The organism is Neokomagataea anthophila (assembly GCF_018122595.1).
Taxonomy (GTDB): domain Bacteria; phylum Pseudomonadota; class Alphaproteobacteria; order Acetobacterales; family Acetobacteraceae; genus Gluconobacter; species Gluconobacter anthophilus.
Window position 1 is genome coordinate 20,841 of the sequence record NZ_JAGRQH010000008.1, and the last position, 11,965, is coordinate 32,805.

The following is an 11,965-nucleotide window of genomic DNA, read 5'->3' on the forward strand; positions in this document are numbered from 1 at the left end:
AGGCTGTTTAGACGCGCGCCATGAGCGCCGCGTTACCACCAGCGGCAGTGGTATCTGTGCTAATGCTGCGCTCCAGAACCAGCCATTCGAGAGGGTAGGTTCCGTCTTCATGGGGGACGTGCAGGCCGATAATGGCTGCCCCGAGGCTAGGTAGTTGGCTCGCAAGCTGTTGCCGCTGTTCAACGGAGCCGTTGAACAGCGCGATGTCCACCGTCATACCAGACCGCATAGAAACGATATGTTGCGCTAGGCTCTGAGGCGGTGGTGGAAGGCGGCGCCATAACGTCGCCGGGAGAATGCATGTATTGCCTGTTGCGAGGGCTGCTTCGATTTGCGCGCGCAAATCTTGCTCAGTCGGACCAGCACATAAAACAGTTCCGCGAGGAGACAGGCTATAGATGTTGGTTTCGCCGACTGGTCCAGGAAGCGCGATTTCGGTGCCGAGCGGTGTATGTGCTGGAGAAGCTTCGGCCAATGCTGGGGCCAGGATATCGAGCCATGGTCGCGCTTCAGAAAGGGTTGCCGGGATAGCGTGGTGGAAGCGGGTATCAAGTGCTGCGGTGCGGGACAGGAGGCGGCGGAGGTAGAGAGGGCCACCAGCCTTTGGTCCCGTGCCGGAGAGACCGTGTCCACCAAAGGGTTGTGACCCGACGATAGCACCAACAATATTGCGGTTAACGTAGATGTTGCCAGCGCTGGAGGAGTTCGTCAGTTCAGCAATGGTACTATCAATGCGTGAGTGCAGGCCGAATGTGAGGGCGTAACCGGTTTTGCGGATGCATTCCATCAGTGCTGCACGCTCGTTGGAGCGGTAGCGTAGGACGTGTAGCACTGGGCCGAATACTTCGCGCTTTAGAGCGGAGAGGTTATTAATTTCAATCAGGGTTGGTGGGACAAATGTGCCGTTTGCACATTCGGTGGGTAAATGCGTTTGATAAACTGGGAAGCCCTGCGCGCGCATCGCGTCAATATGGCTCAGGATGATTTTTTGAGCATCGGCAGAAATGACAGGCCCGATGTCGGTGTCAACGTCTGCAGGGTTGCCGATTTTAAGTTCATCCATAGCGCCTTTGAGCATGGTCAGGACGTGGTCTGCGCTATCTTCTTGAAGGCAGAGAACACGCAGGGCGCTACAGCGTTGACCCGCGCTATCAAAAGCCGATGCGAGAACATCACGCACGACTTGCTCAGTGAGTGCTGAGCTGTCAACGACCATGGCATTTTGGCCGCCAGTTTCTGCAATGAGTGGCAACGGCGTGCCAGTAGCTGTGAGGCGGTTAGCGAGTTGCTTTTGAATAATATGTGCGACCTCAGTGGAGCCCGTGAAGACGACGCCTGAGATGCGTGTATCCGCAACGAGAGCCGCTCCTGTTTCTCCGCCACCGGGGAGGAACTGTAGAGCATTTTGAGGGATACCAGCATCATGCAAAATTGTGACAGCAGCGAGGGCAATCAGGGGTGTTTCTTCGGCAGGTTTAGCGAGCACGGTGTTGCCCGCTGCTAGGGCCGCAGATACTTGCCCAAGGAAAATGGCGAGAGGGAAGTTCCATGGGCTGATGCAGACAATGGCCCCAAGGGGTGTCGTGTCTTGAAGTTCTCGTCGTGCTTGTGCGCCATAATAACGTAGGAAATCGACCGCTTCGCGGATTTCAGCAATGGCGTTGGCCAGTGTTTTGCCGGCTTCACGCATGACGATGCCCATGAGTTGGGGCATTTGTTCTTCTAGAGCATCAGCCGCGCGTTCGAGGATGGTAGCGCGTGTGTCAGCGGGAGTGTTGCTCCACTCCTCAAAAGCCGCACAGGCTGCAGTGACGGCGTTCTCTACTGCGCTGGGCTTAGCGGTTGTGACAGAGCTTAAGATGTCAGCGTGATTGGATGGATTGGTGACGATGAGGTCTCCCTCTGTTTTGGGGAGAGCAGTGTCGAGAATATTGCTGAGGGAACGGAGCGTATTCTCATCGTTCAAATCAATGCCGCGTGAGTTTGGGCGCTCAGGTTGAAAGAGGTCACGCGGGGGGAGAATGCCAGTGCTATGTGTCTGGCCGAGTAAAGAGACGGGGTCAGCAGTCAGATCTTCTAAAGACAGAGAAGGGTCTTGAATACGGTTGACGAAAGACGAGTTTGCACCGTTTTCCAGTAAGCGGCGGACAAGGTAAGCGAGGAGTGTTTCGTGAGTGCCGACAGGTGCATAGATGCGAACGGGGCGGTCTAGATTACGTGGGCCGATGACTTGATCATACAGCGCTTCACCCATGCCGTGCAGGCATTGGAATTCGTAAGAATCTGGCGTGTATTCGTTGCCAGCCATGGCGTAAATTGCAGCTAGGCTTTGCGCATTATGTGTGGCGAATTGTGGGTATACAGCATCCAGAGCATTGAGCAGTGTGCGTGCGCAAGCGAGGTATGAGATGTCTGAATGGTTTTTTTCTGTGAAGACAGGGAAATCCGTTTGACCGTCGACCTGTGCGCGTTTGATCTCGCTGTCCCAGTATGCGCCTTTGACCAGACGGATCATAAAGCGGCGTTTGTGCCGTCGTGCGAGGTCAATAATGAAGTCCAAAACTGCTGGGGCACGTTTTTGATAGGCTTGTACGACGAAGCCGAGACCGTTCCATGAGCGAAGGGCAGGGTCTTCGCAGAGAATTTCTAGCAGGTCGAGTGAAAGTTCTAGGCGTTCTGACTCTTCAGCATCAATGTTGAAGCCGATATTGTACTGGCTTGCGAGTTTCGCGAGTTCGCGCAAGCGTGGTGCTAACTCTGTGAGGGCGCGTTCACGCTGTAGCCGTGCGTAGCGTGGGTGGAGTGCGGAAAGTTTTACAGAAATACCGGGGCCAGCATAGACGCCGAGGTCACGTGCAGACTGTCCAATAGCGTGAATGGCAGTTTCGTAATCGCGATAATACCGGTCCGCATCAGCCATGTTCATCGCAGCTTCCCCGAGCATATCGTAGGAATAGCGATAGCCACGTGATACCGGGCCGTTACTGTTCTTTAGGGCTTCTTTGATGGTTTGTCCGGTGACAAATTGGCGTCCCATGAGGCGAATAGCTTGATTAACGCCTTGCCGAATAGTGGGCGCCCCGCAGCGTGTTGTGAGGTTGGCGAGGGTGCTAGGCAAGCGTGAGAGTGTTTTGGATGATAAGGTTTTTCCGGAGACGACGAGACCCCATGTCGCTGCATTGACGAAGAGAGGGGACTTCCGATCGATCTGGCTAATCCAGTTGCCGTTACCGATTTTATCGCGGATGAGTGCATCGCGGGTTGCGTTGTCAGGGATACGGAGAAGGGCCTCAGCGAGGCACATGAGGGCCACGCCTTCCTCGGTCGAGAGGTCATATTTTTGGACGAGGTCTTGAACAATTCCACCGCTTTTATTGGTGCGTAGGCCCTGCACTAATTGGCGTGCGACGCGGCTAACAGTGGCACTTTCTGCTGCTGTTGGGGCGGCGCTATGACTAAGTTGTTCAATCAGGGGTTTTTCATCGGCACGTGTATAGTTGGTGATTGCCTGACGCAGTGGGGAGCGTTCGGGAACACAATGCGCAATGAGAGCCATCTTTTGACAGTCCTGAAAGAGGAAGGATTATGGTTACGATTGTAAAAAGAATAACGCGAAATGAGCACTGGAAGTTTATGCTTTTGACCGAATAAAATTTTCTGTACCGTCAAAGTGAAAAATTTAATTAGGGTATAGGAGCGGCCATGGATGAAACAGATCGCAGAATTCTGAGCTTTTTGCAGAAGGATGGCCGTATGACGAACTTAGAACTTTCTAAGCAGGTTCATTTGAGTCCAGCGGCGACATTGGAGCGTGTGAAAAAGCTCGAAAAGAAGGGGGTTATTCGTGGGTATATGGCGCAATTAGACCCGGTAGCTCTTAATCTTGGTTTGGTTGTTTTTGTGCAGGTTACGTTAGAGCATAGTGGGCCAGATATTTTTGATACCTTCTCTAAGATGGTTCGGGGTATTCCACAAATAACAGAATGTTATATGGTGGCTGGAGGCTTTGATTATATGATTAAAGCGCGCGTAAAAGACATGAATGGATATAGAAATTTTCTCGGTAGGACATTAACCCGCCTTCCTGGAGTGCGGCAAACGCATACTTATGCTGTTATGGAAGAAGTAAAGAGTGACCCTAAACTTCCAGTATAATTTTTTTTGTGTCTTAAAATTATAGAGCATACTTTTATAAAGGCGATTCTCTCATGTCCCGTCATACAATACTGCGGATGAGTTGTTCTCTTATGGCCCTTTTAGGGGGCGCTTTTTGCAGTTTTGGTGCGGGGTATGCGCAGAGTACTGGAGATCTTTTGCCTGTTCCTCAGCATGTTATGTGGGGAAATGGGGAAGAGGCAATCGGTACGGTGCATGTTGTGTGGGACACGCCGCCAACGCCGTTACTTCAGAAAGCAGTGGCCCGGTTTGAGCGGCGCCTAGTACGTGTACCCAGCGTAAGTGGTGGGCCTGTTTACGTTGTGCATCTTCGTATAGGGCAGGATGCAGCATATTTAACGCTGCAAGAACGAGAGGCTTATCATCTGCGGATCAAGCAGAACGGTGGAACACTAGACGCTGATGGTCCTGCTGGGGCGTTACATGGGCTGGCTACTTTGCTGCAATTAGTGGAGCGTAGGCCTGGTGGGGCGGCGGTGTTGCGGCATGTAGATATAACAGATGCACCACGTTTCGCTTGGCGTGGTCTGGTCTTAGACGTATCACGCCATTTTATAACGGCTGAAAGTGTAAAGCGGCAGTTAGACGCTATGGAATTGGTGAAGCTTAATGTGCTGCATTGGCACTTGAGTGATGGTACCGGGTTCCGCGTTCAGAGCCATCTTTTCCCGAAGATTAATGCTGGTGGTGCGTATTATACCCAGCAGCAGGTGCGCGATATTGTTTCTTATGCTGCCGATCGTGGCATTAGAGTGGTGCCTGAGATTGATGTGCCGGGGCATGCCTATGCTCTTTTGAAAGCATATCCGCAATTGGCGGCGGAACCTTTGCCGCAACCAGCTTATGTGGGGGAGAAATCCAATTTACCTGCAATGGACCCTACTAATCCGGAGACATTAAACTTTATTCGTGCGCTTTATGCTGAGATGGAAACGCTTTTCCCGGACCTGTATTTCCATGCGGGTGGTGATGAAGTGGCCGAGAAGCAATGGGCTGAGAATTCGCACATCCGTGCCTATATGGAGGCGCGCCATATTCCCGATGTTGCGGCTTTGCAGGGGCAGTTTACAGCAGAAATTGCACGTATTTTGGGGCGTCAAGGACGTATTATGATTGGCTGGGATGAGGTGAGTACTGCACCGGTTCCGCAAGATGTTGTGATTGAGGGGTGGCGCGGCTCGAAGTGGACAGCGCGTGCGGTGCGTAGCGGGCATAATGTTTTGGTGTCGTCGGGGTATTATTTAGATCTCTTGCGTCCTGCGGCGGAGCATTACGCGGTGGATCCGTATGATGTGACGATAGATGGTTTGACACCGGCGCAAATTGCCGAAGCCAAGCCTAAGCCGAGTGCTTTTGTTGAGGCGTTCCGACAAGACCCTAATGAGGCGCCGTTGAGTGAAGATGAACAGAAGCATGTTTTGGGGGCAGAAACGGCTTTATGGACGGAACTTGTTTCTGATCAGATGCTGGATGCTCGTTTATGGCCGCGCAGTGCTGCGGTGGCGGAACGTTTCTGGTCGTCTGAGCAGATACGAGATGTTGCTGACATGGAACGCCGTTTGGTTGGGGTTCAAAATGAGTTGGAAGCCGCCGGTTTGAAGGCGCAAGAGCACATGGCCTTACTGCGGCATGCCTTAACGGGGGGGCAGGACGAAGTTGTGCTTGATAATGTGTTAAGCGCTCTTATCCCAGCACCTAATTATGTTTTGAATAGGCTGCATGACCGTGGCGTTGTGGATGTGGAGCATGGTCCGGCGGGTGTGGTGGACCCTGATTCTACGGATGTCATCAGGTTTAATGCTTTGGCAGTACGCTATGCGCAAGGTGATCATACTGGTGGGCGGGAATTGAAGGAGCTTTTAACCCGCTGGGCGCAAAGTGCGGATGCAGCACAGTCTGTAGTGCAAAGTTCGCCAAGATTGTCGGTTCTTAAAGACATTACGCATGATTTGGCATTTGTGGCGCAGGCGGGATTGGCTTGTTTGAAGGGGCACGCTCTGACGGATGAGGAAAACTCCGCTTTAGAGCGCCAAGAGATGTGGCGGCATAATGCGTCCAATATGTTGTTAGCGGTACGGCGCCCCCAAGCGCCGGGCGGTGTTCTGGTCGGGATTGTGCCGGGTGTACGGGCTTTAGTGCAGAAAAGGTGAGTGAGATGTTGAAGAAACAAGCTGCATTAGGGCGGCGTAAGCTTTTGCTACGCGGTGGTGCATTATGTGCCGGTATGGGCATTATGCCTGTTGTTGGGTGTGCGACTACGCGGCAGGAGACATTTTCTGCTGTAGATGCGCGTGTCAGGCAGGCTGTAATTGAGGGGCAGTGTCCCGGAGCTGTGCTAGCTGTGGGGCATGCGGGGCAGGTGGTGCACCGTTATGTGTACGGGCATCGTTCTGTGGTGCCGAGTGTTCAGCCAATGTTGTGGCAGACGGTGTTTGATATGGCATCGCTCACGAAGCCTTTGGTGACGGCTTTAGCTGTGATGCTATGTGTTGAGCGTGGGTTGCTGCATGTTGATGACCCAGTGACGCATTATTTCCCAGAATTTGGCGTGATGGGGAAAGAGGCGATTACCTTGCGGCTGTTGCTGACGCATTATTCGGGGCTGCCGCCTGATCTGCCTTTGCAAGCACCGTGGAGTGGGAAGGAAGAGGCAGTGCATTTGGCGATGACAAGTCCTCTGGTCGCGCCGCCGGGGAGCCGTTTTTTATATAGTGATATAAATTATATTGTATTGGGACTGATTGTCGAAAAAGTCAGCAGTTTGGCGCTCAATCTCTATGCGCAGAAAGAGATTTTAGGGCCTATGGGCTTGTCTCATTCTGGCTTTTTACCTGCCGAGGGTGAGCGTGCGGAGATTGCTCCGACGCAATTTGATGAAACGGGGCATTTGTTACAAGGTGTTGTGCATGACCCTACCTCACGACGGATGGGTGGTGTTGCCGGTCATGCGGGGCTTTTTTCAACGGCAGATGATGTATGCGGGTATGCGCGGGCGCTTTTAGATCGTTTGAAAGGGCGTGAAAGTCCGTTCCCCCTGAAGCAAGAGACTTTGGCGTCTATGGTTGTGCCTGAGCAGCCAGCGGGAAAAGCGGATAAAAGAGGTTTTGGGTGGGATATTCAGACCTCATTCTCGACGCCGCGTGGTGATGTTTTTTCGGCGCAGTCTTTCGGACATACGGGTTTTACGGGGACGTCGTTATGGATTGATCCGGTCAGTGAAAGTTATGTGGTGTTGTTGACCAATCGCGTGCATCCGTATGGGGGGCATAGTGTGGTGGCGTTACGTCATGATGTGGCGACGTTATCTGCGCGAGCGCTGGGCATTGTGCGGTAACAGAGCATTTTTTAGTGGTGCCATGCTGTTCCGGTATAGAAAAAACGTCCGAGCCCTGCTGTGAAGAGCAGGCAGCCATAGAGTGAGTGTTCAAGGCATGCCAGCCGCAATGAACGGTGCTGTGCATAGTCTTGGGCGAAGAGAAATCCGCCAATGAGGCACAGAGCGATTGCGATGGGGTTGAGAAATAAAATATGAGCAAACCCAAAAGTGATGGCGCTCATGAAAATGAGAGTGGTTGTTTTGTTGAAGGAGGTTGCATAGCGGGTGAATAGGAAGTGTCTGTACAGTACCTCTTGGGGCCATACTGATAAAAGTGGGTAAAGTAGTAATACGAGGATCCATAATTTAGGGTTTGTGCGCGGTAGTGATAAAAAATCATGTGGGAATATAAAGCGCGTTAGCAGCAATAGGCATGGGGCGAGTACTGCAAAGCGCAGTAAGAGACGTTTGAAGTGTGGTGTGAGGGGGCGAACAGGAGCAGGGGCATGGTGGCGGGTACACCACCATGCGAGGCCAGCTGAAACCCAGAGGGTGCCAAAGAGGATTTGCGGGTTTCGGAGCATTAAGAGTGCAATGGGGCCGCCGATGAAGAGCAATACACATTCAACCATGAGGCGATAATGTCTAGGTGGTGTCATAGTCGGTGGAACCCTTGAAATAATGCGTAGATATAAGGTGGCAACGTAGGGCACGAGGTGCAGTTTGCGCTGAATGTGCACAATGCGGCTCATAATTTTGTGTATGGCATTATCTGGTGTGATGTTTCGAAGAGAGGCGCATGATTGTCTGTGTGCCCACTCTATGAAATCATGAGAAAAGTAGCGTCTTTGTCTGTAGCTATCATGTTGGATGATGTTTCTGGAATGACGGTAGAGGTGATTTCCTTGGGGATAAGCAGTGCGGAGAATGTTTGAGCCATTTTCTCAATGAAGTGATAAAATGGCTCGCTGGTGTGCTGAATGCGTCTGGTGGTGGTTAGTAATTCACTCTTGCAATAAAGCCAAAATTGCGTGGTTGGGTGACGTAGGCATACCATGCACCGTTACCGCTTACGCCACTGCCTTGTACGACTTGGCTTATGCGGCGTTCATCGGTTGCATTATTAATAAAGCCACTAATATCCCAGCGCCCTTGGTGGTCACGCAGGCCAAAATTCACGTTTAGCGTGCCGTAACCGGGTACCCAGCCGTAAACTGAGTTGTTCGCTGATGTGTTTTCGCGCGTGTTGTAATTATAGCTTCCGCCAAAGTAAGCATCGGTTTGGCTACGGCCAATTTTGCCGATGCTGTGATAATATTGTGCAGATGCAGAGAGGGCCCAACGCGGCACGAAGGGGATTTGTGTATGCGCCAGACTATATACCCCTGTTGAAGCGATTTCTGTTGGAGCAATGGTGCTGTATTCTAAGAACTGCGCGTCATTATAAGAGGCGGAGAGAGTCGTGATGAGGTTGGGGAGGGGGCTGTAGTGTATGTCTGCTTCTGCACCGCGTACGCGTACTTTAGGGGCGCTGCTGAGATATGATAACAACGCGCCCTGAAATTCACGTACGGCGGTGACTTGATAATTGTGGTCATTCGTTTGGTATAGTGCGCCAGCGAATAATAAGCGCCCTTGAAGAGTGGTTAATTTTGCGCCGACCTCAAAGGAATCATCAGTTTCTTTCCCAACATTGGGTGAGACTGCACCGCTGGCAATTTGTTGTGCGGAGAGTGGGGTGAGGTTTAGTCCACCTGATTTTCCGCCATGTGCATAACGGCCATAGAGCATTAGATCTTGTGTTGGGTGATATTGTAGAGCGACTTGTCCTGTAACAAAGCCATTATCTAAATGCCCGGCAAAATGGTTGTTGGCTCCGTAGACATTCCAAATTTTTTGGGCTGAGGCGAGGGAAGTTACTGCTGATGAGTAAGAAGATGGTGCTTCTTGCCACTGGGAAAAGCTACCTGTTTTTACGCCATAATTATAGCGTGCTCCTGTTACGATATCGAATTTTTTTGAGAGATGCCATGTGCCGTCTGAATAGAGGGCATAGTAATTTGTCGTTGGTTGAGCGTAGCTGCGTACGTTGTAACCATTTAATGCATTGCTTGCTTGTGTAGCGGTCACGCCGGAGACTGGGGTGGCGGAAGTGCCATAGCCAAACCATGTGCCTGCATCGGAGCCGTAAGCCTGATCACCAGCAACATCATTCTCTTGCCACAAATAGAAAGCGCCTAGGCGATAATCAAGCAGTGTTCCCCAGTGGTTTGCAAAGCGAAATTCTTGGCTGAATTGGCGTTGATTGACTTTAAGGTTGGTATTGGTTTGTGCGTTAATGCCGTTAAGGTCACCATCATTCAAAGGCCACCAATTCCAAGCGCGGTAAGCGGTAATGGAGGAAAGGGTGAAGCCTGCATGGTGCCAGTTGGCCTGTGCGGAGAGGCCCATGTCTTCTTGGTTGGCTTGGCTGAGAGAGTCACGGTCAATGGTATAGGGCGTGTCTGACGGGGCGACTGGCGTGTAGTGAGACCAAGCCGCTCTTTGTAAAAGGTTGCCACCAATAATCGTTCCATCTGTTTTGCGCGTTACTATTTTATAGAGGCTTCCAGAGCAGCAATTTTCACGGAGGTGGCTGTAATCACCAATGAGACGCACATCAATTTCATCTGTGGGTTGATAGAGTATTTGTGTTCTTACTGAACGGTTTGTCACGCCGTTAATATCGCCGCCGCCCGATAGATTATGGACCCAGCCGCTATAAGCATAGCCGAGTGTATCGATACGAACGGCTAATGTATTTTTGATGAGCGGTGTGGAGATGCCAACGGACCAACGGTTGTAATTATAATTTCCGGCCCCGGCTTCTGCGGTGATATGCCGCGTATATAAGTCTGGTGCGGTGGTGGTGAGTTCAATCGCACCAGCCGTTGTGACCATGCCACCTGCTGTGCCAGAGGGGCCGCGTAATACGGTAATACCGTTTAACCCTGGTAAGTCAGACATGGCGGTTGCGGGGCGGGGGCGGTAAACGCCATCCACATAAACGGCAACGCCGCCTTCAATTCCGTCTGTTGCGCCGGTGCCTGCGGCTCCTAATCCACGAATGTTAATGGCTGAAACGCGCGGGTTTGCGATGTTGAATTGCACGGTTGGTAGCAGGCGTGTCGCCTGCGTCAGGTTGGTAATATGTTCGGCTTTAAGCTGGCGAGCATCAACGCGCGTGGCGGCTTGTGAGATATGCTGTAGTTCGCGCGTTTTATGGTCGATCGTATGTGCGGCTCGTTGGTTGGAACTGGCTGTTACGCTGATATTTTCTGCATGTTGCGATGCATCGATGCTTTTGGGCTGAGCGGCGAGGGCATAGTGAAAGGAGGCCAGTGTGGTGGCCGCGTACAGCATTTTTTTGTTCATGATGAGGATGTCGCTATCTGTAAGGAGGGTTAAATATCGGCGGGGGCGCAATCTGCGTCAGATACGACAGGTCATTGAAACATCTCTATGTTGGATGATTTGACCTGCAACCGTATGAGGAGGTTGCAGGGAAAAAAGGTTTAGTGGCTGGTGAGCGCTAGGCTTTCACGGCCGTCTGGTCCTATTGGAGTTTCCCCCTCGACCGTGCTGCGGCGTAATAAACGCGGTTCATTGCCGTAGTCATTAATAGCGCGGTGTTGTGTTGCGCGGTTATCCCAGATGGCGACATCCCCAGGCTGCCAGCTCCAACGTACGATATTGTCCTGAGAAACAATGTGATCTTGTAGAATTTCTAGAATGCGCCGACTGTCACGTAGGCTAATTCCTTGAAATTTCTTTACAAAATGACCGAGCAAGAGAGTGCGCTCACCTGTTTCTGGGTGGATGCGGACGACGGGGTGTTCGGTTTCATAGTTTTCACGTGTGAAAACGCCGTGATATTCTAAGGCCTTGGCGCTGATGGTTGCCCGGTGTGCCGCGTAATCATAGCTGTTGGTATGCACAGCTCTGAGTGTTTCCGCGAGGTGCTGTAAGGGTTCGGGTAGGCTTTCATAAGCTGCGGTGGTGTTGGCCCAGACGGTATCCCCGCCCGCTTCTGGGGTTACGACCGCTCGTAAAACAGAGAGCTTGGGATAGTTCGGCAGGAAGGTCATATCGGTATGCCAGCTATCGGCCCGTGCCCCTTTTTTACTATCGACTGAGAAGACAGCCTGCGTGCCTTCAGCAGATGGTACCGTGGGGTGTGGGACAATTGTGCCAAAACGTTGAGCGAAGCGTTCTTGTTCAGCATCACTTAAATGGTTTTGGTTTCGAAAGAATAGGACTTTATGACGGCTTAATGCCTGTGTGATAGACGTGAATGTTTCATCGTCTAGGTCGGCTGCAAGACGAATGCCTTGGATTTCTGCCCCGAGAGACCCTGCAACACGACGTATGTTCAAGGGCGAAGCAACATGTGCGGTATTTGGTTCAAGTGTTTCAGACATGAGGTCAAATTCC

Annotated in this window: 7 protein-coding genes; 3 read left to right on the forward strand and 4 right to left on the reverse strand. The window is 51.8% G+C overall.

Translation table 11 applies throughout. The features are described from left to right. Positions 1-7: 7 nt before the first annotated feature. Complete coding sequence (gene putA, locus KB213_RS10010; RefSeq protein WP_211682740.1) at positions 8-3,556, reverse strand: bifunctional proline dehydrogenase/L-glutamate gamma-semialdehyde dehydrogenase PutA; 3,549 nt, start codon at positions 3,554-3,556, stop codon at positions 8-10. A gap of 146 nt (positions 3,557-3,702) precedes the next feature. Here putA and KB213_RS10015 point away from each other — a divergent pair, with 146 nt between their 5' ends. The 3 genes from KB213_RS10015 to KB213_RS10025 are packed head-to-tail and all read left to right on the forward strand — an operon-like array spanning position 3,703 to position 7,510. Further along, positions 3,703-4,155, forward strand: coding sequence for an Lrp/AsnC ligand binding domain-containing protein (locus KB213_RS10015; protein WP_211682742.1), 453 nt, complete (start codon positions 3,703-3,705; stop codon positions 4,153-4,155). 53 nt (positions 4,156-4,208) lie between these two features. Next, the gene (locus KB213_RS10020; protein ID WP_249110478.1) at positions 4,209-6,326 is read left to right on the forward strand and encodes a beta-N-acetylhexosaminidase; all 2,118 of its coding nucleotides are present in this window, start codon (positions 4,209-4,211) and stop codon (positions 6,324-6,326) included. 5 nt (positions 6,327-6,331) lie between these two features. After that, positions 6,332-7,510 (forward strand): serine hydrolase domain-containing protein, encoded by a 1,179-nt coding sequence (locus KB213_RS10025; protein ID WP_211682745.1) that lies wholly within the window; start codon positions 6,332-6,334, stop codon positions 7,508-7,510. Between the two features lie 11 nt (positions 7,511-7,521). Here the strand turns inward: KB213_RS10025 and KB213_RS10030 are convergent, their stop codons facing one another. The 3 genes from KB213_RS10030 to KB213_RS10040 all read right to left on the reverse strand — a co-directional run bounded on the left by KB213_RS10030 (position 7,522) and on the right by KB213_RS10040 (position 11,952). After that, the gene (locus KB213_RS10030; protein ID WP_211682747.1) at positions 7,522-8,151 is read right to left on the reverse strand and encodes a CPBP family glutamic-type intramembrane protease; all 630 of its coding nucleotides are present in this window, start codon (positions 8,149-8,151) and stop codon (positions 7,522-7,524) included. 337 nt (positions 8,152-8,488) lie between these two features. Then, positions 8,489-10,894: a TonB-dependent receptor gene (locus KB213_RS10035; protein WP_249110479.1), complete on the reverse strand. Its 2,406-nt coding sequence runs from the start codon at positions 10,892-10,894 to the stop codon at positions 8,489-8,491. Between the two features lie 152 nt (positions 10,895-11,046). Continuing rightward, entirely contained in the window at positions 11,047-11,952 is a 906-nt protein-coding gene (locus tag KB213_RS10040; RefSeq protein WP_211682751.1) for a TauD/TfdA dioxygenase family protein, read from the reverse strand. Between the last annotated feature and the right edge of the window lie 13 nt (positions 11,953-11,965).

Coding starts and splice junctions, on each gene's coding strand:
- putA (WP_211682740.1), bottom strand. CDS start 3,556: ATGGCTCTCATTGCGCATTGTGTTCCCGAACGCTCCCCACTGCGTCAG.
- KB213_RS10015 (WP_211682742.1), top strand. CDS start 3,703: ATGGATGAAACAGATCGCAGAATTCTGAGCTTTTTGCAGAAGGATGGC.
- KB213_RS10020 (WP_249110478.1), top strand. CDS start 4,209: ATGTCCCGTCATACAATACTGCGGATGAGTTGTTCTCTTATGGCCCTT.
- KB213_RS10025 (WP_211682745.1), top strand. CDS start 6,332: ATGTTGAAGAAACAAGCTGCATTAGGGCGGCGTAAGCTTTTGCTACGC.
- KB213_RS10030 (WP_211682747.1), bottom strand. CDS start 8,151: ATGACACCACCTAGACATTATCGCCTCATGGTTGAATGTGTATTGCTC.
- KB213_RS10035 (WP_249110479.1), bottom strand. CDS start 10,894: ATGCTGTACGCGGCCACCACACTGGCCTCCTTTCACTATGCCCTCGCC.
- KB213_RS10040 (WP_211682751.1), bottom strand. CDS start 11,952: ATGTCTGAAACACTTGAACCAAATACCGCACATGTTGCTTCGCCCTTG.